This window comes from Novosphingobium sp. BF6, assembly GCF_058273105.1.
This window is the reverse complement of the sequence record NZ_CM177776.1, coordinates 1,569,006-1,594,130: the sequence shown is the minus strand read 5'-3', so window position 1 is coordinate 1,594,130 and position 25,125 is coordinate 1,569,006. Positions and strand designations below refer to the sequence as shown.

Here is a 25,125-nt window from a genome sequence, read left to right as displayed (position 1 = left end):
CGATCAATCGTTTCAAAGCCGGCAATTATCTCAGAAGCTGGCGCCGACCGAGAAGAGCACGGTGGAGCCGGCAATCTGCGAGCCGTTCTTGGTCGAGGAGAAGTTCGGCTGCAGATAGGCGCTCTGCGATTTCGAAATGTCGGTATCGACATAAGCGACGCCCAGCGTCACCGGGCCAAGCGCGAGATCGGCGCCGAGCATCCAGTCGAGATACTCGCCGGTCGGGGTGACGCTGGTGCCGTTCGGACCCAGGCCCGAGTTGCCATTCGAGTAGCCGAAGTGGCCCTTGAGAGTCAGCGGCGTGTTGGGGATGGCGGTGTTGCCGTCAAGCCAGAGATAGATGTTGTCGGTCTTGGCGCCGAAGTTGCCGATGCCGTCCGCATAGTCCGCGCCGCTGGCATAGACTTTGCCAAGTGCCTGCTGCTTGGGGGCGTAGGCCACACCGGCGAGCAGGTTGGCCGGACCGACGGCGCCCGAGAGCTTGACGTAAGGTTCGGCGAAATCGGTGTCCGAAGCGCCGCCCGGATACATGTACCAGGTCAGGCCGACATCGAGCTTGACGCCGCTGGTGATCTCGGTGGCGTAGCCTCCCACGAGGTCGAGTTCCATGTTGGAGCCGCCAAAAGTACCCCATCCGGCGAGGTTCGACCCCCAGGTGGCGACATAGAGGCCGCTCTCATGCGAAACCGTGATGCCGCCCTGCACGGCCATTTCCTTGTCGGTCTGGGAGACGCCGCGGAAGCGGTAATCGGACACCAGCCCGACGGAGCCGGACACGGTGATCTCGCTAGGAGCCTCTTCCTGGGCCATCGCCGGAGCGGTGAATGCCAGGCCGGAAACGGCAAGGCCAAGCAGGCCTGCGGCAAGACGGATTTTCATATGGAACGCCCTCATGTTGACTTTGTCGCGTTCCATCCTGCGGCCTGTTTGCCGGAGCCTACATGCGTGGCGGCTCCGTTTCAGACAGACAGGAGGGGTTTACCGTAATTTATGCTCTTCAGCCAGAGAAATTTAAAATAAAATGCCGCCGGATCGGCGTCGATTGTCCGAAAATGAAATTGACCAAAAAAAACGGGCGGTCTCCTGGGAGCCGCCCGGTGAAGGGTGGGTGCGGACGACAGCGCGTCCGCACGATACGAGAAGTGAGGTCCTGTCGGCCGCGACCTCAGGCGGCGACCGGTAGCGGACGCAGGATCGGCGCGGGGCCGGTCACGCGGTCCGAATGACCGCTCTGGCGACGGCGGTTGAGCCATTCGCTGATCGTCTCGGCCGTGGTGTGGTCCATGACCTTGAGCTGGCCGAGGTCGAGGTGGACCGGGCGGCCGTGCGGCAGCTTTTCCAGCACCTTGTTGAGGCGGGTGAGCCCCAGGAAGGTGGCACCGCCGCCCAGAGCGAGGCGGGTCGCTTCGCCGGCCTCGTGCTCTTCGACGTGCTCCTCGACCTTGAGCTTCAAGTTCCGGAAGTGCGGAGCCAGTTCCAGCACCGTCAGGGCCAGGCCGACCAGAACGCCGGTCAGCAGGTCGGTGGTGACGACGAGGATAAAGGTCACCGCCCAGATTACCGCCGGGAAGGCGCCGTAGTTGTGGAACAGGTGGCGCACATGGCTGAGGCTCACGAGGCGCCAGCCGGTGACGACCAGCACGCCGCCGAGTGCCGCCATCGGCACCTCACGCAGCAGCCAGGGCAGCAGCGCGATAAAACCAAGAATCCACACGCCGTGCAGGATCGTCGAAAGACGGGTCTTGGCACCGGCCTGGACGTTGGCCGAACTGCGCACGATCACGCCGGTCATCGGCAGGGCACCGAACACGCCGCAGAGCAGATTGCCGATGCCTTGGGCGCGCAGTTCCTTGTCGTACTTGGTGCGCACGCCGTCGTGCATGCGGTCCACCGCGGCGGCCGAAAGCAGCGTTTCGGCGCTGGCGATGAAAGCGATGGCAAGGGCGGCGACGATCAGCGCGGGATTGGCGAGCGGAGCGAACCAGCCGGTGCTGGTAGGCAGTGCGAAAGCGGCTCCGATCGATTCCGGCACGGCGATGCGCGCGACGTCGAGACCCATGGTCCACGCCACGGCGGTTGCCGCGACGACGCCGAGAAGCGCGCCGGGAACGAGGCCCATGCTCTTGGGACGGACCTTCTCCCAGCCAAGCATCACGGCCATCGTCAGCACGCCGAGCATCAGCGCGAGTTCGGTGGATGCGACATTGGTGGGATCGAGGCCGAGGATGCGCGCAGGCATCATCGCCATGTTTTCGAGACCGCTCGACATCGGCTTCTGGTCGAAGAGGATGTGGAACTGGCCGATCACGATCAGCGCACCGATACCGGCGAGCATGCCGTGGACGACCGCCGGGCTGATCGCACGGAACAGGCCGCCGAGACGAAGCGCGCCCGCGACGAGCTGGAACACACCGGCGAGCAGCAGGACGGGACCGAGCGCTTCGAGGCCGTGCTCACGCACGAATTCGAAGACGATAACGGCAAGACCGGCCGCCGGGCCGCTCACCTGGAGAGGCGAGCCTGCCAGAAGGCCGACCACGAGACCGCCGATGATGCCGGTGACAAGTCCCTTTTCAGGGGGGACGCCGGAAGCGATGGCGATGCCCATGCAGAGGGGCATTGCCACGAGGAACACCACGATCGAAGCCGTGAAATCCCGTCCGAAGTGGGCGATTGGCCCGCTCCGGCTGTCTTCCCCGGCCGAAGCCGGGGAAGATGCGATGGAAGTGGAGGGGGACGTCATTCCGCTGCCTCGGCGAATTCGGTGGCGAAGCGGGCCTTCGCGGCGAGCGCGACCGGCAGCGGCGCGTCTTCGCGCAGCGGCACGAACTGGCCGGTGTCGCCGTCGAGACCGAGGACCTGGCCGGCGTGAATGTCGACGAACCAGCCGTGCAGCGTCATTTCGCCGCGGGCGATGGCGGCAGCGACGGCCGGGTGAGTGCGTAAGTGGCTGATCTGGGCGATGATGTTCTCGAGGGTGATCGCGCGAACGCGGTCATTGCCCTCGAGTTCGCCGTGGCAGGTGCTGACAATATGTTCGGCAGCGGCCCCGTGCTTGAGCCAGGCTGCCACGTTCGGCATTGCTTCAAGACCCGTCGGATCGCTGAGTGCCTTCATCGCTCCGCAGCCCGAGTGACCGCTGATAATGATGTCCCGCACGCCGAGAGCGGCTACGGCGTATTCGACCGTGGAGGTCACGCCGCCGTTCTGGGTCGCGTAAGGCGGCACCATGTTGCCGGCGTTGCGGCAGACGAAGAGGTCGCCGGGCTGGGCCTGCATGATCTGCTCGGGCACGATGCGCGAGTCCGCGCAGGAGATCATCAGCGCCTTGGGTTCCTGACCCTCGTTCGCCAGCTTGCCGAACAGTTCGCTGCTGGCGGGGAAGATGGTCTTCTCGAAGTGGAAGACGCGGCCGATCAGTTCGTTCACTCTCGTAACCTTTCCTTGTTGCTGGTGCTCCGCGCTCTACCGAAGGGGTGGAAACGGGGTGCGGAGCTTGCTTTGGAAAGTACGGGTCGCGATTTTCGGCTGTCGTGCGCCTTTGTCAGGAAATGTTGCTGCGACGCAGCGCGGATGAACGAAAGTTCATCGAAATGTCAGGCCGTCCGGGGGTTTTCAGGGGCTGTTGATTTTATGTCTCGCTATTGCCGAACCATAACAAGCGTTTAAGCGAAAGTGTCACTCTTGCTGCTTTGCAGCAGGAAATTTATTGCGCTGCAAGCGGCAAGCGAATTGTGGCGCGCAATCCGCCTTCGGGGCGGTTTCTCAAGTCCAGCGTACCGCCTTCCAAACGCACGGCCTTGCGCACGATCGGCAGGCCGAGACCCATTCCGGCGGTGTCGCGCGCACGTGCGGTATCGAGGCGGACGAAGGGTTGCAGTGCATCGGTGATGCGCTCTTCGGGGATGCCGGGACCGTCGTCTTCCACGGTGATCTCGGCCGCGCCGCCGTCCTTGCGAAGACCGACGCGAACATTGCCACCGTAATGCAGTGCATTCTCGATCAGGTTCGATAGGGCACGACGAATCGAGACCGGACGGGCCATGATGACCAGGCTGGAAAGGCCCGAATAGGATGCATCCGCACCGCGATCGGCCGCCGTATCGACGAGCGTTTCGGCCATGATCGCAAGGTCGATACGCTCGGCCGGAATCTGCGTGCCGCCGGTATCGACATAGGCCTGGATCGAATCGAGCAGCATCCGCATCTCGTCGATGTCGTGGTTGATGCCATCGCGAACGACCGGATCGACCTCGCCGTCGTCAAGACGCAGGCGTATGCGCGAAAGCGGGGTCTTGAGGTCGTGACCGATGGCCAGCATGGTATGCGTGCGGTCGAGCATCGACTGGTGGATGCGCTCCTGCATCTCGTTCATGGCGCGGATCAGTTCGCGCATTTCGTCAGGCCCGTGTTCGGGGACCGGGCGGGGCGGTCCCGCATCGAAATGACGGGTAGCGCGGACCAAGGAACGCAGCGGATTGAGTGCGGCCCGCAAGAGCAGCCAGGCCAGCGATATCAGCAGCACCGTCGGCAGCACGAGGCTGGCGAAGCGGCCGATGCTGAGTTTCCAGGCCGAGCGGGCATGGGTCCGAAAATCGAGCACGCCGCCGTCCGCCAAGCGGAGCGAACCGCCGATATTGCCTTCGCGCGGAATTGACTCGAGATGGAGTTCCAGGTCGCTGTGCGCGAGTTCCGGCTCCATCTCGATCACTTGCGCGCGCAAGTTGGCAAGGCTCAGCGAACCGCGATAGCGCTTGTTCTGGTCGCTCAGTTTGAGCGAGAACTTCGCAGTGCTCAGCGCGGTCGTGACGGCCTGCCGCTCGCCCGCCGCCGAATGCTCGATGGCGCGCCGCGCAAGCACCAAGTTTTCGGCAATGCGCTGGGCATCGTCGCGGCGCAGTTCGAACGTATTGGCACGTTCGAACAGCACCGTGTTGCAGACCACGTCGATGACGAAGACCAGCAGGAGGACTGCAATCAGCCGCTCGGGCAGGCCGAAGCGCCGGAACAGGCGGAACCGGCGCAAGGACATCAGGCGCGCGTGACCTCGGCCTTGAACATATAGCCGACGCCGCGGACAGTCACGATCGGCGATTCCGCGCCCTCGGCCTGAAGCTTGCGGCGCAGGCGGCTGACGAGCACGTCGACGCTGCGGTCGGAACTGTCGCCCAGGCGCGAGCGCGAAAGTTCGATCAGACGCTCACGGCCGAGCACGCGCTGCGGATAGGCAAGGAAAGTGGCGAGCAGGTCGAACTCGGCGCCGGTCAGGTCGACCATGGCGCCGGTGGGCGAGCGCAGTTCGCGGCGCGCCATCGACAGGTTCCAGCCTTCGAAATGGATCGATTCGGGGGTGCGGCCATCGGCCACCGCGTCGCTGCCTGTAAAATCGGCCGAAGTCGGATTGTTGCCGCCGCGGCGCAGCACCGCGCTGACGCGGGCGGCCAGTTCGCGGGTGCTGAAAGGCTTGGCGAGATAGTCGTCCGCGCCCAGTTCCAGGCCGAGCACGCGGTCTTCCTCGCTGCCGCGGGCGCTGATGAAGATCACCGGAATGTCGCATTCGCGGCGCAGGCGGCGGAACAGGTCGAAGCCGCTGGTGCCGGGCAGCATGATGTCCAGCACGACGAGGCTGACCGGCCCTTCGCGCAAGGTCACCCACATTTCCGCGCCGGTCGCGGCGGTCAGCACGTTGAAGCCGGTCTGGCGCAAGGCGCGGGCGGTCAACGTGCGCAGGGGGCCGTCGTCCTCCACGAGCAGGATCGTCGGGGTGGGCATCGGGCCGTCGTCGAGATGGCGATATATGGGGGCTGTGGTGTTGCTCATCGTCTCTTCTTGAACAAATGTAGTTTTTCGGGCGCGGCTTGGCAAACCCGACCTGCAATTTCCCGGTGGCGGCAGCCCGGGATCACGCGCCGAAAGCGGCGGTATCGAGGGCGCTCGCAGGAAGGGAACATCATGCCGTCGGGTTGCCTTTTTCCTGGGGCGGAACTTGGCCATGCAGCATGTCCTGGTTTGTGCAGAATTGTTACGAAATGTTTCTCTTGAGAAGTGTATGGAAACACTCCGGAAAACATTTGGCAATGCGCCTGGTGCGCGATCAGGTTCCGCGCAGGAGGCACTCCTCGCGGATGCTACGCGCAAATTCCCTGCAGTTCCAGAGGGCGTGATCGGGCATGCCTGGGCGGCGGACGAAAGTGAAGGAAATCGCATCGACCGCAGTTCCGGACAGCGGCATTGCCTGCCCGCGCAGGCTGGGATCGGTCCAGCCGATGAAGCGGCATTCGTCCAGTCCGGCGCAGCGTTCCTCGGCCAGGCGCGGAAATGTTCCGGGTGCATCGGCGGGAATGACCACGAGGAAAAGTCCGGTATCGGGCTTGGAGGACAGTGCGTTCCCCGGCGCCTCCCATTGCGTGGGCGGGGCTAGGGGCGCGGCGCTGCCGTGGGCAAGGGATAGCCCGGCGAGTTGCACCATTCGCGGCTCCCGGCCGGCATGACGTTGGAGGAAAGCGGCAGGCGAACCGGACGGTCCGCGCCAACGGAAGAACAGGTGCGTCTTGACGACCGCGATCTTGTCCATCGTCCGGTCCCAGGGCGGACTGACCCAGTCGGTATGGTAGTGCGTGGCTTGGCCGACGGTGGTTTCGACGCGCCCAAGCAGCATTTCGGCGGCGGTCTCGCGCGCCTCCAGCCACTCGTGCGGAGAAGGGCGGCGGCGCCCCAGCGAACCGTCGCAGGTGAACGTGAACTGGCAACCGGTCGCACGCTCCGTGCCGGCAAAGACGACACCGCAGATCGTGGCAGGGAAGGCGGCATGACGCACGCGGTTGAGCACGACTTGCGCCACGGCGCGCTGATCGAGCGGGCCGGGACCGGCCTCGTAGTAGTCGGCAGCGGCAAGGCAGTCGATCGCCCTTGCGCGGTCTTCGGGAGCGGCTTCGAGAATGAAGGGCCGGGAGGAAATCAGCGCGACCGTGGCAAGTGGAATCGCCGCGTTGAAAGCGCGGGCCTGTTCGGTTGCCGCTGCCTTTGAAAGCACGGGAGCAGTGGCAGGCTGCGCGAAGCGGTTCGGTCTTACGGAAAGGCCATGGTCGGGAATCGGCTCGACCGGCGCCAGAGCCGAGGCGAAGAGCAGAAGCGAGGCGCCAAGCCGGGTCATGGGCTTGGCTTCGCGCTCATGCGTTCTGGTTCGCGGCAGCGGGATGCGTGGCGTCGATCACGCGAACCGGATCATCCGGGGATGATATCCGCCCCAGCACGCGGGTCGCGCGCAGCAGGGTTCCGGCCATGACCAGGATTTCCTCGGGCAGCGGATGGCTGATGAAATGGACGGGGCTGGCCGTGAGACCGTAAGCACCGCTGTTGTGCACGGCGAGCAGGTCGCCCTCCTCGATCCGGGGCAATTCGATACCGCTCGCAAGGCGGTCGATCGAGGTGCAGAGCGGGCCGACCACGTCAAGCGGTTCGAGCGGGCTGTCGGGAGCATTGCCGATCCGATGCATCCGGTAGTTTCGGCGCACGACCATGCCGAAATGCCCCGAAGCCGGGAGGTGATTGTTCATCCCGCCGTCGCAGATGGCGATGCGCCTCCCGCGCGAGACTTTGGTGGAGATCACCCGCGTGACCAGATAGCCCGCTTCCGAAACGAGGTAGCGCCCAAGCTCCAGCACCATTCGCGTCCGGGCGAAACGCGGATTTTCCCGCAGAACCGCCAGTTCGCGGCGCAAGGACGTAGCGATGGCGGACAGGTCGAGGGCCGTGTCGCCCTCGTGATAGGGGACGCCGAGGCCTGAACCCATGACCAGCACGTCCGGCACCACGCCATGGGTGGAACAGAGCGTGCCGAAGATCGCCAGAAGGCGGTGGTAAGTCTCCGCGATCGCATCTGCTTTCAGGCATTGTGTCCCGGCATAGATGTGGAAGCCCGCGAGATGGAGGCCCGAAAGCGACTGGATTTCGGCGATGGCCTCGTCGGCGTCCTCGATATCGATGCCGAAAGGGGTCGGCCGTCCGGCCATCTGGTCGCCGAACCCCTTGGGAAGGCTATCGGGCGAAATACGCAGGAGCACCGGCTGAACCCTTGCCGCACGCCGGGCGATGCGGTCTGCCAGACGCGCTTCGCGCAGGGACTCCAGTACGAGGTGGCCGACACCGGCGCGGATCGCTTCGCTGATCTCGACCTCACGCTTGCCGGGGCCGGTGAAACTCAGCAGCGCGGGATTCCATCCGGCTTCCCGCGCCAGACGCAGTTCCCCGGCGGAGGAAATGTCGAGCCGATCGATCGCGCCGGAAAGCCAGGCCAATAGCGTGGGATTGGGATTGGCTTTGACAGCGTAGCTGAGTTCCAGTCTCTCGCCGAAATTCTCCCGCAGCAGGGCGATGCGCTGCTCGATCCGCTCGGTGAAATAAACGAAGCAGGGGGTGCCGAAGCGCTCGGCGGCCTTTTCCAGAAGGTCGTCTTCCTCCTGCGGCGTCATGCCGCCAGTTTCCGCGCGAAATCGAGTATCCGGGTGGCGGTGTCGAAATGATCCAGCGTTACGTCCTCGGCGCGGATTTCGCTGCCGGTCTCGCGTTCCACGAACAGGATGAGGTTGAGCATCGCCACGGAATCCAATGCGCCGCTGGAGAACAGCGGGGTCTCGGCATCCAGTTCACCATCGATCGCGGCGAATTCGGCAATGCTGCGGATCAGGGTCTCTGCGGTCAGGGCCATGGTCGAGGGGTCCTCAGGGAGCGGGAAGGGGCGGTGCCGTAGGCTGGCAGGCGCGGATCACTTCGGGGCGCGCAAGTTTGCCGCTTGCCGTGCGGGGCATGTCCTTCGGCCAGACGTGGATGCGCTGCGGAACCATGTAGGCGGGCATAACGGCCCGGCAGTGCGCCAGCAGGGCTTCGCGCGTCGCGCCGCCCAGCAGGGTCACGGCGACCTGCACCGACTGGCCCAGCATCTCGTCCGGAACGCCGAAGGCGACGACATCGGCGGCAAGGCCGCTGCGATGGACGAGGTCTTCCACTTCGTCCGGGCTGACACGGTAGCCGCTGGTCTTGATGAGGGCATCGTTGCGGCCGACGAACCACATGTCGCCATCCTCGTCGATGCGGACGATATCGCCGCTGTAGACGACGGGTTCATCGCCGATCAGGCCGAAGAGTTCGGGGCAGGGCCGGATCTTCTCGGCGGTGGCCTCCGGACGGTTCCAGTAGCCCTGGCTGACGAGAGGGCCGCGGTGGACGAGTTCGCCCTGTTCGCCGGGAACCGCGACGCCCTCGCCGTGCCGGATCACGAAGACTTCCGCCCCGGGAATGGCGCGGCCGATCGATCCCATCTTAGCCGTGAAGCGCTCCGGGGCAAGGTAGGTCGAGCGAAATGCTTCCGTGAGACCATACATCAGGAAAATCTGTGTTTTAATGAATGTATGTGACATCATTTCGAGGATGTTGCGCGGTATCTTTCCGCCCGAATTCGTCACGTAACGCAGGGACGGAAGCGGCGTCGGCGTGGCGGCGAGCAGGCGCACAAGCTGGATCCACAGCGGCGGTACGGCAGCCAGCCCGGTCACGGCATGGCGTTCGAGCGAGCGGACGATCTCGCTGGCCATCGGCACGGGTTGGTGCACCACACTGCCGCCCACCAGCATCATCGTCGTGAGCTGGTTTAAGCCGTAGTCGAAGCTGTAGGGCAGCACGCTCAGAACCCGGTCCGCTTCGGTAAGGTCGAGGTATTCCGCCACGGAACGCGCCCCTTGCAGCACATTGGCGTGGCTGAGCATCACGCCCTTCGGTTTCCCGGTCGATCCCGAGGTATAGACGATCGCGGCGAGATCGTCGGGATATCGTGGCAGTGGTTCGAAGGTCTGGTCAGGAAGGTCTGCGAGTATGCTCAAGATGCGCGCAGGATCGAGGCCGGAGGCGACGAGCGTGCGCGCCATCGCAGGCTCGACCACTAGCAGCGAAGCCTCGCAATCCTCCGCGACGAAACGGACCTGTTCGGCGGTCCAGGCGGTGCTGATGTCGACCAGCACCGCGCCCGCGCGGGTGACACCGAGCAAGGCCTCCACTTCGGCGATGCCCTTGCGGACCTGTACCAGTACCCGGTCTCCCGGACGAACGCCGCGCGCGGCGAGATGCGCGGCGACGGCGCCCGCGCGAGCATCCACTTCGGCATAAGTCGCCTCGCGGGCAGGGTCGATGAGGAAGACCTTTTCGGCACGCTCCGGCAGATTGGCCGCGAAAAGTTCGTGGAGTGTTTCGGCGATCATTGCAGCGGTCCCAGTCGCGGGTAAATCCGGGCAGGGGAGCCGACGGCGATCGAGTCCGAGGGCACATCGGTGGTGACCGCGGTATTGGCGGCGATCCGCACCCGGTCTCCCACCCGGATCGCCCCGAGCACCGTCGAGTTGACGCCGATGAAGACATCGTCACCGATCACCGGGGCGCCCTCGCGCATGTTGGAGCCGATGGTGACGTTGTGCATCACCCCGAGCCGGTCGCCGATCACCGCGTCGGGGTGGATCGAAAGCGATCCTTCGTTGTTGACGATGTGGAAGTCCCGGCCCAGCGTGGCGGCGGGTGGAATCCAGATCTTGGTCAGGTTGGCGAGGAAGAGATTGGCGAAGCCGTACGTTCTGGAAACGAGCGCACGGGCGAGCGGATGGCGCAGGCCGCGTCCCCAGCGCCCGTAACGGTAGAGGCAGAGCGACAGGAAAGCCCCGCTCAGCACCGTGCCCCCATGCCGCCGGTAGTCGCTTCGGAGGGTGGACCATGCATCCGGGCGCGAGGCCACGAGGGCGCTCTCAGACGAGATCGAGCGTGCGCTCGATCTCGTCGATGTCTGCTGTGAAAGCATCGTTGGTTCCTTCTCCGACGACCAGCGCGTAGTCCTGTCCCTGCCGGTCGGTGAGCAGCTTGAGCGCCGATACCGCTCGGCCCGGCGGCTGAATGACGAAGGCACAGGCGTCGGGCGGCATTGACACCAGTCCGTGGACGAGGTGGCTGCCCTCGACCCCGGCGACGACACGCGCGCCGCCGCAGGCGCGGACGATCTCGGTGAGGTCTGCGTGGCTGGGATCGAGCACCTGAAAGCCGCGCTTCACTGCCAGATGCTCGGCGATGCGACGCTCTCCAGCCAATACGCGGGCATCGCCGCTGGTTCCGCGTAACAGGAAGGTGCCGGGATGGCGCTCTCCGGGCGTGCGCACGAGCCTTCGCCGCATCGCTTCCGCGCGCTGGCGCTTGTGGTCGTTGTGGGCGCTATCGTCGAAAACCACGAGATCGCGGAACAGCGCCGAAGTCCCGCGTGCGGGCAGCATTTCGAGCGCACGTTCGTATTGGGGCAGGTGTCCGTCTGGCCAGTGCGTGGTGAAAGGAATGCCCGCGGTTTCCGCCAGCCGATAGGTCAGGCAATCATCGCTCAGCCAATTGCCGAACCAACGGTTGCCGAGCCAGGATTCGTAGAGTGCCATGCCCGCCTCCTCGCGCGGGGCAAGCGCAAGCGGCCGATAGTGCGAGCGCTGTCGCAAGTGCCGCGCAGCTCCGGCGGCATGGAGCACCCCGTCATGAAGCAGCACGTTCTTGAGGCGATAGCCCATGGTTGCCGATTGCCGGGAGCCGAAGCCGCCCCGGAAATGCTGCATGACTTCGCCGATCGACGCGAATTCCGCTCGGACGATGCGTTCGAGCTGTCCGGCCAGAACTTTCGCGGGACGGACCTCCAGCGTGGTGCCCGGCGCGATCTGCCACTGTTCTACGGCAGCGGCGGCAATGTCCGGAAGGGACCGTTGCAGCAACCTCGCCGCCATCGTTGCGGTAGGGCGCAAGGAGAAGGCCCGACGCGGAGCGGCGCGAACCGGCTCTGGTTCCAGCGAACGGGTCAGGCCGGGATTCATGATTGCGCAGCTCTGGCCGAACGCCTTCCTGTCGGTCTCGCTGGCAGGAAGCGTGGTGGTCTCGGCAAGGCATGTCTCCGCAAGTTCGCATCACGTTCGCATGCGAAAGCGCCGGCGCGCATCCGGAGGATCGGGACCCCACGGACCACCGGTCAAATCCCATTGGGAAAAGTCGCAATGCCCGTCCGTGCGGTCTTGCGTCATAATTCGGGCATGACGATCGATCGGGACGGAGCGGCGCCACGGGTAGCCTACCTCACCAATGTCTATCCCAAGATCAGCCACAGCTTCATCCGCACCGAGATCGCCGCGCTGGAGCGCAGGGGCTATTCGGTCAGCCGTTTCACTGTGCGCCGCGCGCAGGAGCGCTTCGACGATCACGAAGATCGGGTCGAAGCCGAGCGAACCGCAGCTTTGCTGGAGGATCGCGCCGGTCTGGCAGGGGCTGTTCTGGCCTGCCTCGCCACGCAGCCGCATCGGGTGCCGGGTGCATGGAGACTGGCGTGGCGGTCGAGCGGCAGGCGCATGATAACGGCCTGTGCCTATTTTGCCGAAGCGGCGCTGCTGGCGCGGCGGTTGCGGCAGGACGGTATCCGGCATGTCCACGTTCATTTCGGCACCAATCCCGCGACCGTGGCCCGGCTGGCGAGCAGGCTGGCGCCCGTCACCTACAGCTTCACCGTGCATGGGCCGGACGAGTTCGACGATCCGCGCGGCCTCGACTTATCCGGCAAGATCGCCGAGGCGGCCTTCGTGATCGGCATCTCGCGGTTCGGGCGAGGTCAGTTGATGCGCTGGGCGGCGCTATCCGACTGGGGGCGCATTCAGGTCGTGCCCTGCGCCGCCTCGCCGCGTTTCCTCGCGCCGGAGGGACCGCTCGCGGACATACCCGAGCGGCCGCACTTCCTCTGTATTGCCCGGCTCAGCGCGCAGAAGGGGCTTCCCTTGCTGATAGAAGCCGCAGCCATGGTCGCCGCGCGTCGGCCGATCACTCTCGACATCATCGGCGACGGCGAGGACCGTGCGGCAATCGAACGGCAGATCGCGCAAGCGGGTCTAGGAGGTGTCATTAGCCTTCGGGGATGGGCCACGCCGGAAGCGATCCGGGCCGCCCTGAAGGACGCTCGCGCGCTGGTGGTGCCGAGTTTTGCCGAAGGTCTGCCGGTCGTCATCATGGAGGCCATGGCCTGTCGTCGCCCGGTCATCGCGACGACCATCGCCGGTATCCCCGAACTGGTGGACCGAAGCGCGGGCTGGCTCGTGCCCTCCGGCTGCGTAGAGGCGCTTGCCGCCGCTCTCGATGCGGCGCTGGACGCGAGTGGGCAGGAGCTTGCCGCCAAAGGCGAACAGGGGCATCTACGGGTGCTCGAACGCCACGATCCGGAACGCAGCGCGACCAGGCTGTCTGCCTTGCTGGCACCGTTTCTCTAGCAGCACATCACAGACCGGCGGGCGGGATCAGCTTGAGCAATGTCGGCAATTGTCGCCGCCAGAGTGCCGCACGGCGCTGCCGTTCTGGCAGGCGACGGACCATCCACTCGATGTCTTTCCGGGACAGTCCGGTCCGTTCGCAGAGGAAAGGATGGCGCGGCGGATTGGAGAAGTAACTGTAGAAAAGTGCGGCCCGGTCGTGCGAGACGGCCGGTTTTCCGCGATGGAAGTAACGGGCCGTATCGCAGAAGACCACGGTGCCGCGCGGTCCTTCGCAGCTGACGATATCCTGCTCGTAGCCCGGTCCAAGGCGGTGTTCGAGTTCGGCGTCGTCGGACAGGGCATAGGTGAAGCCCCGGGTATCGTCCTGAAGCGTATCCGGCCGGGAAATCTGCTGGAACGGACCGCCCGCATTGTCCACTTCGTGAAGATAGACCGCGACTTTCAGCATCCGGCGGTCTTCCCAGTCGCGGTGCCACTTGCGGGTGGAGATGGCCCGGCCGTCCGCGACCGTGTAGTTGATCGCGACGCCGTCGTAAGCGGCCTGGAGGCCGAGATAGGCCTCGGCGATATCGAGCAGCCGCTCCTGAAGCCCCCAGCGATAGATCATGGCATTGCGCACGATACGCTCAGGCGGAACGATGATGAAAGGGCGTCCCGCAGCGGCGAGGTGGCGGGCGGGCTGCGCGAATTCTTCGGCCAGCATGGCGGAGCGGGCGAGGATCTCGTTGCTGCCCGGAATGCCCAGTGCATCGAGATTCGTTACGTGGATGCCTCGCGCTTCGAGATCCGAGACGACTTGCGCATCGATGCGGCCGAGTTGGGGCAGCGCAGGCCGGTGGCGCAGCAACGCCTGCTCGTAGCGGTGTCCCAGCCAGCCACGGACATGGGGCTGGTTGAACAGCTTGAGCGTCGTTCGCGCGGGGAGGTCGCGCAGCCAACGGCTGTCACGTGAACCGATCATCCTGCCTCACCCGTCACATCGCGGTAATAGCCGTAGTCGCCGAGCCGCGCCGGGGCGGAGAGCGCCATGTTGAGGATCGAGCCGACGATCGGCGTTGCGCCGAGCGCGTTCGACACTTCGAGAACGCCGCTCTTGCGGCTGCGGCCCTCCTGCGCGACCAGCAGCACGCCATCGACGGCCCGCGCGATATGCAGGAGATCGTCTCCGATCAGCGCCGGCGGCGTATCGATCAGGCAGATCGTGGTCTCGTCCTCGGCGGCGATGTGCCGCAGGGCATGGTTCAGGCGCGGGGAAGCCAGCAGTTGCTCGGCGCGGGGCTGGGGACGCCGGGCGCGATGGATGGCCAGGTCGAAGCCGTCGATTTCCACGGCGGTATCGCGCCAGGCAGCCTCTCCGGCGAGGAAGTCGTCGATGCCCGGCCTGTCATTCATCAGCCCCAGCCGCGCACCGAGGCTGGGGCGCCGCAAGTCCAGTTCGACGAGCACGGTCGGTCGTACCCGGCTGAGCACGGCTGCAAGGTTCGCCGCGACATGGGTCTTGCCGTTGCCCGCCTCCACCGAGGTGATCGCCAGCACACGGTGTCCGCTCGCCTCGACATGGGCGAGCAGGGCGGAACGGATCATGAAGAAGGGATAGAGCTGCTCGCTCATCTGCCCGAAGCCGGAGATGCGGTTGGCCGCGAGATGCTCCGGATCGAGCGTGAAAGTCGCAGTGCCTGCTTCGTCGATCCGGCGCCGCAGAGGCGGGATTCCGGGTTCCGCATTCATGGCCTCGCTCCCCAGGGCAGGCCGGGGACGTAGCTTTCCAGCCGCGAGACGAACGCCCGCGTCGAACGCGAAAAGCGCGTCTCTTCGGCCAACAACGGCACCACGCCGAAGGAAGGGACCTGCATCGTCCGGGCCAGGGTATCGGCACCGTGGATCGTGCCGCTCAGCAATTCGAAGGCGAGGATCATGCAGAGGCCGAAACCCGCGCCCCCCGCAAGCCCGAGTGCGAGCAGCATGACCGGCTTCAGGCCGAGCGGCTGAAGCGGCAGGCTGGGCTGGTCGACGACGGTAAAGCGCTCGCCCTTGTCCTCGGACTGGAGGTTCGCGGCGACTTGCGCCTCAAGCTGTTTCTCGCGCAGGGAATCGTACTGCCGCTTGATATTGTCGTATTCCCGCTCGATCATGTTGAGTTCGTAGGCGGCCTGGGGGGCCTGGGCGGCGCGCTGGTCGAGATCGGCCATCGTCCGGATCAGTTCGGAACGGCGGCTCGCCAGCACGTCGATCCGCTGGCGACCCGCGGCGATCTCGGTGCCGATCACGTTCGATCCGCGCGGGGCAAGATCGGAAAGCGCTGCTTTCTGGCGCTCCACTTCGGCCCGCGCGGCAATGACATCCGGGAAGACATCCGAATGGACTGCCAGAAGCTGGGCGAGGCGGTCCTCGGCACGGCGCAAACCATCGGCGCCGCTCGGCGGGGCCTGTTGCAGCTCCTGTTGCCGCGCGGCAAGCAGGCCGTTCTGCTGGACGATCCCCTGCGTCTCGGCATCGGTGCGCGATATCTCGGCGCGCAGGGCGGAACTGGACTGGGCGCTGAGGGCAACGCTGCTGGGCAGAGCCCCTGCGTAATGCGCTTCCACTTCGCGCCGCTTGTCCTCCAGATCCCGCAATTGACGGCGCAGTTCCTCCGAGCGGCTTTCGAGAAAGGCGGCGGTGCCGGTCGCCTGCTCGGTGCGGAACCGCTTGTCCTCCACGAGAAACATGCGGGTGAGCTGCTCGGTGACACTGCGCGCCCTGAGGGGATCGGGATACTTGAACGAGAGCGTGAAGGCTATCGTGCTGCCGCCGCCCCGTGCCTGGTCGGCCCCCACCAGATCGACGCCGATATCCCGTCGCATCATGTCGAGAATGCCGGGAAAATCCATGGCCTCGCGTTGCTCGGGATAGAGACCGTTGGCACCAATCAGCCCGGCCAGACTGTCGCGGCTGACGATCTGCTGGCGGATCTTGGCGATGCGCTCGTCGGCGATATCGGTGAGCGGCGAGGCGACGAGGCTGGTCGGGATCTGCGGGGAATCGATCAGCAGTGTCGCGGCGGACTGGTAGACCGGCTTGCGCAAGGCGATGGCGATCCCGGCCGCGAGCAGGCCGAGCACGATCGGCGCGATCATCCAGCGCCAGCGGCGGCGGAACATCGCCAGTATCTCGGCCGGATAGATGCCGATGGCGTCGGGATCGATGCCGCGAGACGTGCGAGTGGGCGGCAGGTTCATCTGCGCGGCATCCGGTAGATCAGCCCGGCACGGACCGTCACTGCATTCAGCCGATCGGTGCCGAGACCGGTCCTTTGCTGATACTCCGCGCCGCCATAGACGGTGAAGCGGCCATCGAGACGATGTTCGTAGCGGGCATCGAGGCTCAGCACTTCCAGATCGGGCCGGGTGCCGCCTTGCCCCATGCCCTGCGGAGAACGGCGATACTCGCCCCGCGACAGGACGGTGCCGCGTTCGCTTGTTCGCCAGTCGAGGCTGGTGGAGGCGGAGACTTCCCGCTGGATGCCGCCGAAGCTGCTGACGATGGAGGCGACCGCGCCCGAGGCGCAGAAGCGGATGTGGCCCGGTTCGTGGCAGATGCTGGCGTTGCCCGAGAACTGCACCGGGTCGACCTGCCGCCCACCTGCCGGTTCGAGACGAGAGATACGGGTTACGCCGGCCTCGACCACCAGGTTCCAGGCCTTGGGAAACCGGCGTGTCGCGCGCGCTGCGAGTGCCCAGCTGCGCGGGTCGCCGCCGGTGCGCGACTGGCTGGCGACGAGTTGCCCGGTGAAGCCCAGGGTCGTTACCGGATCGATCCTCCTCTCGGCACCGAAATCGAAGAAGACGGCGCTGGTCGGGGCCAGCAGCAGCAACCGGCGCGGCGCGATGCGGTTCCAGCCGACGCGGCCGTTGAACGTGGTGAGCGTGCTCGTGTTATAGGCCAGCGCCTGCGATATTTCGTAGCGGTCCTGAAGGCTGATCGGGTCGATGGCGCTGTCGAGGCTCGATGCCAGGGCCTCGATCGGCACGATGCGCTCGAAGGAGGCCTCGGTCCGGAACGAGAGATACTCGTTCCGGCGGTGGTCTAGCGCCAGCTCCATCGCGCCGGTCAGGAACTCGCCATATTCCCGCGCATATTGCCGATAGGAGAGGCTGCCGTCGGTCTCCAGGTTCGTCCGGTAGTCGAGCGTCCATACCGCTTCGACTTTTCCGGTAATCTGGCCTCCCAGCGTCAGCGCCTCTTCGCCGGGGCGCAGGAAAGGGTTGCTGGCACCGAAAAGACTCATGTCCACCTCGATATGGGGTTGGCTCTGTGCACCAAGTGGTCCCGGCAGCAGAACGGCAAGGACGAAACCGAAAGGAAAGGCCGGACCATGGCGGCGCCGCGTCACGGAATGACGAGAACGTCGCCGCTGGCGAGGGTCGGCAGCGGCTTGGCAAGATTGCCGGGATCGAGGCTGCGGCCGCCCCTGAGCAGGCGCTTGAGCTGGACCGGCTCGACGATCTGGCCCTGCGGTGTCTGGCGCAGGATCACGGCATGGCCGAGGTCGGCGAAGTCGGCCGTTCCCCCCGCCATGCTCAGCGCCTGAAGTACGTTCGGCGCGATGCCGCTGGTGAAGCTGCCGGGACTGCGGACTTTGCCGAGAACGTAGAACCGCATGCCGGTCGCCTCGCGCACCGATACGGTCACGTCGGGGGGAGCAGTGCGGTAATTGAGCGAGATGCGCTGGCGGACCTCGGCGGCAATGTCGGAGACGTTGCGCCCGCTCGCCTTGATGGTTCCGGCAAGCGGGAAGGCGAACGTGCCGTCCGGTTGAACCAGCACCTGCCGCTGCATCCGCTCCTCTCCCCAGACGAAGACGTCGAGTTCGTCCCCGGCGTTCACGGTGTAACGGGGCGCTGCGAGCACCGGGCTGACGCCTGCTGCCGAGACCGCAGCCGCAGCAACGGTTTCGCCCGCCTCCTGAGCCGCACCGCAGACCGGCGCGAAAAGCAGAAGCGCTGCGGCGGCGATTTCGAAGCGCGGGAACGGGGTGCGGGACAGGAACACGATACCTCCCTGACCGACGGCTGTTCACGTCCGGTCCGGGTCTCAGGCTATCGGCAGCGCCAAACACCGGAAATCGTCGGATCGGAGGGCTGTCTTCACGGGTAGGAGAATTCGCCAGTCTCGAGAATAGCCCCTGGGGAAAGGCAGGTCCGCAATCGCGGCAGGCGGATAGGGGAGCGCAGTAGCCACAAGAGATCGGCGCGCAGCCCTGCGGCATAATGGCCTGTGGGGAGAAACGTCATGTATCTGGAAAAGATCCACAAGGGACCGGGGCCTTTCGAAACGACGGATTTTCGGGAGCTGGTGGGGCTGTTCGGCCCGGCTCTGCCGCCTGGAAAAGCGCAAACGGTGGAGTTCCTCGACCTCGCTTTCGACGCGGTCGACATGGCGGGGGCGCTCGATGCGATCCTGTCCCGCCCGGCGGCGGCGCCTTTCGCCTATGTGGTGACGCCCAATGTCGATCACGTGGTACGCTTGCAAAGGCGGCGCTCGGACCTCTGGCCGGCCTATCGCGGCGCCTGGATGACGCTCTGCGATAGCCGCATCCTAGCGAAGATGGCGCGCGCGGTTGGACGCGACTTGCCGGTCGTGACCGGCAGCGACCTTACCGCCGCCCTGTTCGAGCGGCATATCGCCGCCGACGACCGGATCGCGATACTTGGCGGCAACGCCGAGATGGTGGAACGGATTGCGGCGCGCTACGGCCTTCGCGACGTGCGGCACTACAATCCGCCGATGGGCTTCATCCGCAGTGCGCGGGAGGTTGCGCGCGCCGTGCGTTTCCTGGCCGAGGCACAGGCGCGCTACGTGTTTCTGGCGGTGGGATCGCCGCAGCAGGAGATCGTCGCCCGGCGACTTGCCAAGACGCGCGGTGCGATCGGGACGGGTTTCTGCGTCGGGGCCGGGCTTGAATTCCTGACCGGCGACCAGGAGCGCGCGCCGCGCGTGGTGCAGCAGATGTCGCTGGAGTGGCTCTACCGCCTGGCATCAGACCCGCAGCGGCTCTGGCGCCGCTATCTGGTGGAAGGTCCGCAGATATTCCGGATACACCAGATCTGGCACCGCATGGCGGTCCGCACTGCCGGAGGGCACCCCCGCTGAAGTTCCTCGCGGTTGCAACGATACTCTGCGCTGTAGCAGTGACAACCGCGGGAGCGCTGCTCGCACCCGCCGTGGGCCGTCGTCCTGTAACGCCGGTCGATGCCGCAGTTCCCGCGACCGCGATAGGGATCAACCTTTCCGGCCTCCAGACCTTCAACCGCCAGCAGGTCTTCGCCAACATGATCGCGCAAAGCGAATGGTTCTCCTCGCGCGGGGATGGCTGGACCGCAATGCCGCAAACGCAGCTCGACGCCGATGGCTGGGTCGTGAGGCTGAACCCCGGCCAGACTGCCCCGCGTCCGCTGATCATTCCCGCCGCCCCGTTTGGTCCGGTCGCGGTTCGTTGCACGTTCGGCGGCAGCGGTGAACTGGCGGCAGGCGGAGTGGCGCGGATCACCGCAACGACCGCGAACGCCGTCGACCTCGAACTGACGCCGACCGGGGGTGAAGACGAGGGAGCCTGGATCGAACTGCTCGCCACCGATCCGGCCGATCCCTTGCGCGATCTCGATTGCCGGAAGGCCGGAACGCCGCGAGAAGCGCGCTTCGATCCGGCGTTCCTGACTTTCCTGTCCGGCTTCCGCGTGATCCGCTTCGTCGACTGGCAGCGTACCAACGACAATGCAAAAGTCCGGTGGAGCGCGCGCTCCCGGCCCGAGAGCGGCTCGCAAGTGAGCGCGGCAGGTGCGTCGATCGAGGACATGGTCGATCTTGCGAATGCCGTGGGGGCCGATCCCTGGTTCCTGATGCCCTACGATGCCGACGCTGCCTATATCGACAGCTTCGCGCGGCTTGTTCGCCAGCGGCTCGATCCCGCGCGCAAGGTCTATGTCGAACTCGGCAACGAAGTGTGGAACGACATCTTCGACGCGGCCGGGCAAGCCGAGCGGGAAGGGATGGCGCTCGGTCTGGGCGGCGGCGATGCGACCCGCGCGCGGATGGAGCGCTATGCCGACAAGATGATCGGCGCGATGCGCATCTGGACACGCGCCTATGCCGACAGGCCGGATGCACTCGTTCGCGTCTGCGCTTCCCAGCATGCCAATCCGGATTTGGCCCGCATCGTGCTGGATCATGATGGCAGTGCGGGCTTGGTCGATGCGCTGGCCACCGCGCCTTACCTCTGGCTGGATCTCGACGATTACCGCAGCCGGGATGTCGATCGCGTCTTTGCGGCCATGCCGGATTCGCTGTCGCGGACATTCGCCATGGCCGAGGACAATCGCGCCATCGCGGAGAGCCATGGGCTCCGCTACATAGCCTACGAGGGCGGACAGCACCTCGTCACCCCCGATCTCGATCTGGCCCGCGCAGTCCAGCGCGACCCGCGCATGGGCGAGGTCTATGCCCGCTATCTCGAAGGCTGGCGCCGCCGGTTCGGGGACACGCTGGTGCTCTACGCTACGAGCGCGCCGATTGCCGAGTACGGTGCCTGGGGCTTGCAGGAATATGCCGGACAGCCCGGCTCGGAGACTCCCAAGCTCACGGCCTTGCGCCGTTTCCAAAGCGAGATCCAGTGAACCGGCAGGCCATGCAGTCGGTCTTCGGGACCGTCGCGATTCTCGCCCTGCTGGTGCTGGCCTATTACGAACTCCACGCCGCGCTCTACGTTGCTCTCGTCAGCGCAACCGGGGTCATGCTATTTCTGTTCTGCCTGCGTCGCCCCTATCGCGAGGAGATGGCCGCTTCCAGCCTGCTTTGCGTGGTGGCGATGCCGGTGCTGGCATGGCTGTTGCCGAAGCTGTCCCTGACGGGCGTGCATCTGCTTCATCTGACCATGTGTCTATGGGTTCCGCTATTCGCCGGTCGGCGGGAACGGACCGCGCCGGTCTGGATGTTCAGCATGCTGCTTCTGCCGGGTCTCGACATGCCAGTCTCGTTGGGATCGCTGAAACTGTTCGACTTCGGCGTACAGGACGCGCTTGCCGTGGGTGCCGCCGTCGCCATCAGGCTGCGTCCGCCCGGCGGGCCGCGCCGCGTGGCCAGCGACGGCTGGGTCCTGGCCCTGCTGCTTCTGCTCGGCATCTGCCTCTCGCGAGAGACGAGCGCCACCAATTTCCTGAGAACGACGGTCAATCTCGTGCTCGACCTGGGCCTCCCCTATTACATCCTGAGCCGCGGCATCGCCGACGTGGCCGGACAGCGCACCGCGCTTCGCTGGCTGGCTTGCGGCGGCATCGCCCTGAGCATGATCCTGCTGTTCGAGACCTGGCGCAGCTGGCCGATCTACAACGAGCTTTACGGTCTCTACAACGTGCCGATGATCCTGCTGGTCAAGGCGCGCGGCGGGCTGCTGCGCGCCGGTGGACCTTTCGTGGAGCCGACGTCGATCGCCCTCGTACTGGCCATGTGCTTTGCCGCGCTCAGCCAGTTGCGGGAGGATTTCCGTTCGCGGCTGAAGCATGTGGGGCTGCTCGCGATCGCCTTCCTCGGCGTTTCGGCGCCGCAGTCGCGCGGGGCCTGGATCGGGCTTGCGCTCGCGGTCGTGGCGATGGCGGCCTATCGCGGGCGCTGGCGGGCCTTGCTGCTGAACGCGGGCGGAATCGGGCTGGTGCTGGGCTTCGTCTTCGTCACCGCGAAACTCTCGCCGGGCTTCGCGGAAATGCTGGGGCTTTCGGACGGCGGCGCCAGCGATACCACGACCTATCGGCGCGAACTGTTCGAAAAGGGCAGCCAGGTGTTCTGGCTCAGCCCGCTCGTCGGCCATTCGATGCCGAGCCTCAACGTGCTGATGGCGGAACTGCGGCAGGGCGAAGGGATCATCGACTTCGTGAACACCTATTTGTGGATTGCGCTGATCGGCGGGGCGGCAGGCCTGGCGATCTTCATCGGCAATTTCGCCGATCCGCTGGTGAGCCTCTGGCGGCGGCGGTCGGCCTTGCACCATGACGCGCAGGAACAGGGGCAGGGGCCCGCCGCTTTCGTTTTCGGTTGTCTGGTCATGCTCTGCGAAATGCTGTTCTTCACCTCGTTTGGAGGAAGACCGGCATTCCTGACTTTCGGACTGTTCGGCCTCGGCGCTTCGATCATGGCTCTCACGCCGCAGCAACAAGCTTATCGATGGCGGCGAAGCGAGAGCGATCCTACCGCAATAGCGGCATGATCGCGCCCGCCGCAACGAAGCCGCAGCCTGCTCCGGCGAGGCCTGTTCCGAGAAACAGCAGTTCCTCTCGTATATCGAGCAGCCCCGCTATCCGCATCCGCACCCATTTCATCACCATTGCCGGAGCCTCCATCAGGCCGACGGCCAGGACCAGTCCGAACTGTCCCCAGAGCAGGTAGCCCGCCGTTCCGGCAACCGTGAGCCAGACCAGCTTGGCGATGCTGGCCTCCAGCGTCGCACGAATGCGCCCGGTTGCCGTCAGCGCTTCGTTCGCCGCGTTCGAGGGTAGCGCCAGCAGCGAGGAGATGCAGAGAATCTGGAGATAGCCCGCAGCCTCGCCGTAGCGCGGATCGTAGAGCACGCCGACGATCAAGGGCGCAGAGCCGATGATGCCGCCGGTAGCGAAGCCGTAGAGTAGCGAGGGCACACGCCGCTTGGCGTAGAAGCGGGCGCGCAAGTCTTCGGCGTGGTCGCGCCAGAGCTGGGCGTAAGTCGGATAGAGCACCCGGCTGGCGTAATTCATCGCGAAACCGAGCGGGGCCGAAGCAAGGTTGCCTGCCAGGATGTAGAACCCGAACTGGTCGAGCGGCATCAGCTTGGCCAGCACCAGCTTGTCGCACTGGGAGATCAGCAGGAAGATGATGCTGGACCCGGTGACATAGCGGGAAAAGCCCCACAAGGCCCGCAAGGTCGCCGGATCGAACCTGACCCTCCGCCGGGCATCCTCGAACATCGTATAGCTGAGCGTGGTCTTGAGTAGCCCGCCGGTGAGCAGTCCGCCCAGGATCGCCCAGTAGTTGCCCCAGGCCCAGGCGAGCACCGCGCTGACAGCGATCTGCACCACCAGTGCCACCAGTTCGAGCGCCGAAAGACGCAGGATCTGGCGGCGGCGCAGCGCGGTAAGCAGGCTGGTCGAAGCCAGACCCTCGACCACGAACGTCAGGCTGGACGCGGCGAGCAGCGGAGCCAGTTCGGGTTTGGCGAGAATGTGTGCCAGTGGCAGTGCCGAAGCGGCGAGCACGAGGGCGAGGAACAGCGAACGGACCAGCGAAACGGTCCAGACGGTATCCAGAAAATGCTTCTCGTTGCCATTCTCCTGCCGCACCACGAAGGCCTGGAAACCCAGGTCGGTGGCCAGCGAAACGGTGAACTGCACCGAGGCGATGACCCCGGAGATGCCGAAGACCTCGGGCATCAACAGGCGCGTCAGGATCATGCCCGAGATTGCGCGCAGCAGGTTGTTGAGGATCACCGAAACGATGACGACATTGGTGTCGCGCCCGGCAAAGTCCATCAACCGACTGCGAATTCCGCGCCGCGGGGGCAGTCCCTGCCAGGGCGGGCTTGCAGCCTGTTCGACCGTCAAGCGGGTATTTCCAGCATCTGGCGGTAACAGTCGAGCAGCTTGTCCCCGACGATTTCGAGCGAGAATTCGGATGCGCAGCGCTCTCGCGCGGCATGGCCCATGGCGGCGGCCTGCTGCCCGTCGCGGAATATCCGGTCGAGCGTGACGGCAAGGCGATCGGGTTCCGCAATCGGGGAGAGCAGGCCGCTCTCCCCGTCGATGACGATTTCCTCCGCGCCCGGCCAATCCGTCGAGACGAGGGGGCTTCCGGCAGCCATGGCTTCCAGCAGGACGTAGGGGAAATTCTCGCAGCGGGAACTCACCACCGTGGCCATGGCCTTCATCCGTAGCGGCGCGATCTCCGCCTGGCTGAGCAAGCCGCGAAACTCTATCCGCTGCCGGGTTCGAGGCGAAAGCCGGGTGGCGGCGAACTCTTCGAAACCGATGCGCTTGCCGGCTCCTGTCTCCATTCCCTCGTCGGGGCCTACCAGGGTCAGTCGGGCACCTGGCTGCGTTTCCAGCAGGCGTTCGAAGGCCAGCAGCATGGTATCGGCGCCCTTGAGATAGTCGAAGCGGCCGACCATCAGGACATGGCCCGGCTCGGCATCGTGGAGGGTCCAGCGCGGCGTTCCTTCGCGCAAACGGATGGGGTTGGCGATCACGGCGGAGCGGGCTCCCGGATCGCGGCTGTAGCTGCGGCAGGTTCCAGACATCATTGCCTGTGTCGGGGCCGTGACCATTGCGGCATTGCGAACGGCGCGGGCTTCCGCCTCGCACCGGGCGTGACCTTCGCTGCGCTCGCGTTCCGTCAGGTTGTCGTCGGGCTTCAGGAAATGCGGGCCGTGGATCCGGGTGATCACCGGCGCGGCGATGGCGCGTGCGGCAAAGTGGGACCATCCGAAGCTTTCCTCCATCTCCACGACATCGAAGGGACGGAGGCGATGGGCCGTCGCGATCTGGCGGGCGACATTGCGGCCGACGTCGGGCAGCGATCCTTCGGGGCGCCCACGCAGGCGGGAAAGCCTGTCCCGCGACCGCGCCACTGCCTTTGCCGCCCGGCCCGGCGCCAGCGACAGGGTGGCGCCGTCGCTCGTATGGAGCCGTTCCTGCGAGATAACCGAGACCTCGTGCCCGCGTGCGATGAAATGGTCGCGTATGGCCGAGACGTAACTGACGATACCGTTGGCCTGCGAGGGCGGCCAATGGGGAGAACACAGCCCGATATGCACGCGAAT

At 65.6% G+C, this 25,125-nt stretch carries 22 protein-coding genes; 4 read left to right on the top strand and 18 right to left on the bottom strand.

Going from position 1 to position 25,125, the window contains the following annotated elements; genetic code table 11:
• Positions 1-30: 30 nt before the first annotated feature.
• The 11 genes from AC4D6D_RS22165 to AC4D6D_RS22115 form a co-directional block, all read right to left on the bottom strand.
• Positions 31-879: a TorF family putative porin gene (locus AC4D6D_RS22165; RefSeq protein WP_491327677.1), complete on the bottom strand. Its 849-nt coding sequence runs from the start codon at positions 877-879 to the stop codon at positions 31-33.
• A gap of 286 nt (positions 880-1,165) precedes the next feature.
• Entirely contained in the window at positions 1,166-2,743 is a 1,578-nt protein-coding gene (locus AC4D6D_RS22160; RefSeq protein ID WP_491327676.1) for a SulP family inorganic anion transporter, read from the bottom strand.
• The gene (locus AC4D6D_RS22155) at positions 2,740-3,429 is read right to left on the bottom strand and encodes a carbonic anhydrase (protein ID WP_147217141.1); all 690 of its coding nucleotides are present in this window, start codon (positions 3,427-3,429) and stop codon (positions 2,740-2,742) included. Before AC4D6D_RS22155 ends, AC4D6D_RS22160 begins: the two co-directional genes overlap by 4 nt.
• A 277-nt stretch (positions 3,430-3,706) precedes the next feature.
• Positions 3,707-5,032 carry an ATP-binding protein gene (locus AC4D6D_RS22150; protein WP_491327675.1) on the bottom strand — a complete coding sequence of 442 codons (1,326 nt, stop codon included), beginning with the start codon at positions 5,030-5,032 and terminating at the stop codon, positions 3,707-3,709.
• Entirely contained in the window at positions 5,032-5,772 is a 741-nt protein-coding gene (locus tag AC4D6D_RS22145) for a response regulator transcription factor (RefSeq protein WP_147217526.1), read from the bottom strand. The genes AC4D6D_RS22150 and AC4D6D_RS22145 overlap by 1 nt, the downstream gene beginning before the upstream one ends.
• 322 nt (positions 5,773-6,094) lie before the next feature.
• Positions 6,095-7,153: a cell wall hydrolase gene (locus AC4D6D_RS22140; RefSeq protein ID WP_491327674.1), complete on the bottom strand. Its 1,059-nt coding sequence runs from the start codon at positions 7,151-7,153 to the stop codon at positions 6,095-6,097.
• Positions 7,154-7,169: 16 nt separating this feature from the next.
• Positions 7,170-8,471, bottom strand: coding sequence for a type III PLP-dependent enzyme (locus AC4D6D_RS22135; protein ID WP_491327673.1), 1,302 nt, complete (start codon positions 8,469-8,471; stop codon positions 7,170-7,172).
• Positions 8,468-8,707, bottom strand: coding sequence for a phosphopantetheine-binding protein (locus AC4D6D_RS22130; RefSeq protein WP_491327672.1), 240 nt, complete (start codon positions 8,705-8,707; stop codon positions 8,468-8,470). The genes AC4D6D_RS22135 and AC4D6D_RS22130 overlap by 4 nt, the downstream gene beginning before the upstream one ends.
• Positions 8,708-8,720: 13 nt before the next feature.
• Entirely contained in the window at positions 8,721-10,250 is a 1,530-nt protein-coding gene (locus AC4D6D_RS22125; protein ID WP_491327671.1) for an AMP-binding protein, read from the bottom strand.
• Positions 10,247-10,774, bottom strand: a complete 528-nt coding sequence (locus AC4D6D_RS22120; RefSeq protein ID WP_491327670.1) for a serine acetyltransferase — start codon at positions 10,772-10,774, stop codon at positions 10,247-10,249. Before AC4D6D_RS22120 ends, AC4D6D_RS22125 begins: the two co-directional genes overlap by 4 nt.
• 10 nt (positions 10,775-10,784) lie before the next feature.
• Complete coding sequence (locus tag AC4D6D_RS22115) at positions 10,785-11,789, bottom strand: glycosyltransferase family 61 protein (RefSeq protein WP_491327669.1); 1,005 nt, start codon at positions 11,787-11,789, stop codon at positions 10,785-10,787.
• A 300-nt stretch (positions 11,790-12,089) separates the two neighbouring features.
• Here AC4D6D_RS22115 and AC4D6D_RS22110 point away from each other — a divergent pair, with 300 nt between their 5' ends.
• Positions 12,090-13,307: a glycosyltransferase gene (locus tag AC4D6D_RS22110; protein ID WP_491327668.1), complete on the top strand. Its 1,218-nt coding sequence runs from the start codon at positions 12,090-12,092 to the stop codon at positions 13,305-13,307.
• A 7-nt stretch (positions 13,308-13,314) separates the two neighbouring features.
• Here the strand turns inward: AC4D6D_RS22110 and AC4D6D_RS22105 are convergent, their stop codons facing one another.
• The 5 genes from AC4D6D_RS22105 to AC4D6D_RS22085 form a co-directional block, all read right to left on the bottom strand.
• Positions 13,315-14,271 carry a hypothetical protein gene (locus AC4D6D_RS22105; RefSeq protein ID WP_491327667.1) on the bottom strand — a complete coding sequence of 319 codons (957 nt, stop codon included), beginning with the start codon at positions 14,269-14,271 and terminating at the stop codon, positions 13,315-13,317.
• On the bottom strand, positions 14,268-15,038 hold the full coding sequence (locus AC4D6D_RS22100) for a CpsD/CapB family tyrosine-protein kinase (RefSeq protein WP_491327666.1): 771 nt from the start codon (positions 15,036-15,038) through the stop codon (positions 14,268-14,270). Before AC4D6D_RS22100 ends, AC4D6D_RS22105 begins: the two co-directional genes overlap by 4 nt.
• Positions 15,035-16,528, bottom strand: coding sequence for a GumC family protein (locus AC4D6D_RS22095; RefSeq protein ID WP_491327665.1), 1,494 nt, complete (start codon positions 16,526-16,528; stop codon positions 15,035-15,037). Before AC4D6D_RS22095 ends, AC4D6D_RS22100 begins: the two co-directional genes overlap by 4 nt.
• Complete coding sequence (locus AC4D6D_RS22090) at positions 16,525-17,577, bottom strand: hypothetical protein (protein ID WP_491327664.1); 1,053 nt, start codon at positions 17,575-17,577, stop codon at positions 16,525-16,527. Before AC4D6D_RS22090 ends, AC4D6D_RS22095 begins: the two co-directional genes overlap by 4 nt.
• Before the next feature lie 101 nt (positions 17,578-17,678).
• Entirely contained in the window at positions 17,679-18,341 is a 663-nt protein-coding gene (locus AC4D6D_RS22085; RefSeq protein WP_491327663.1) for a polysaccharide biosynthesis/export family protein, read from the bottom strand.
• Positions 18,342-18,581: 240 nt separating this feature from the next.
• Between AC4D6D_RS22085 and AC4D6D_RS22080 the strand changes: the two genes are divergently transcribed.
• Genes AC4D6D_RS22080 through AC4D6D_RS22070 form a run of 3 tightly spaced genes read left to right on the top strand, consistent with a single transcriptional unit; the run spans position 18,582 to position 22,545 of the window.
• Positions 18,582-19,442 carry a WecB/TagA/CpsF family glycosyltransferase gene (locus AC4D6D_RS22080; protein ID WP_491327662.1) on the top strand — a complete coding sequence of 287 codons (861 nt, stop codon included), beginning with the start codon at positions 18,582-18,584 and terminating at the stop codon, positions 19,440-19,442.
• A 38-nt stretch (positions 19,443-19,480) separates the two neighbouring features.
• Positions 19,481-20,962, top strand: a complete 1,482-nt coding sequence (locus tag AC4D6D_RS22075) for a hypothetical protein (protein ID WP_491327661.1) — start codon at positions 19,481-19,483, stop codon at positions 20,960-20,962.
• The gene (locus AC4D6D_RS22070) at positions 20,959-22,545 is read left to right on the top strand and encodes an O-antigen ligase family protein (protein ID WP_491327660.1); all 1,587 of its coding nucleotides are present in this window, start codon (positions 20,959-20,961) and stop codon (positions 22,543-22,545) included. The genes AC4D6D_RS22075 and AC4D6D_RS22070 overlap by 4 nt, the downstream gene beginning before the upstream one ends.
• Here the strand turns inward: AC4D6D_RS22070 and AC4D6D_RS22065 are convergent.
• Both AC4D6D_RS22065 and AC4D6D_RS22060 read right to left on the bottom strand, forming a co-directional pair.
• Complete coding sequence (locus AC4D6D_RS22065) at positions 22,526-23,911, bottom strand: oligosaccharide flippase family protein (RefSeq protein WP_491327659.1); 1,386 nt, start codon at positions 23,909-23,911, stop codon at positions 22,526-22,528. The two genes, AC4D6D_RS22070 and AC4D6D_RS22065, sit on opposite strands and share 20 nt — an antisense overlap.
• Positions 23,908-25,119, bottom strand: a complete 1,212-nt coding sequence (locus AC4D6D_RS22060) for a glycosyltransferase family 4 protein (protein WP_491327658.1) — start codon at positions 25,117-25,119, stop codon at positions 23,908-23,910. The genes AC4D6D_RS22065 and AC4D6D_RS22060 overlap by 4 nt, the downstream gene beginning before the upstream one ends.
• Positions 25,120-25,125 lie beyond the last annotated feature (6 nt).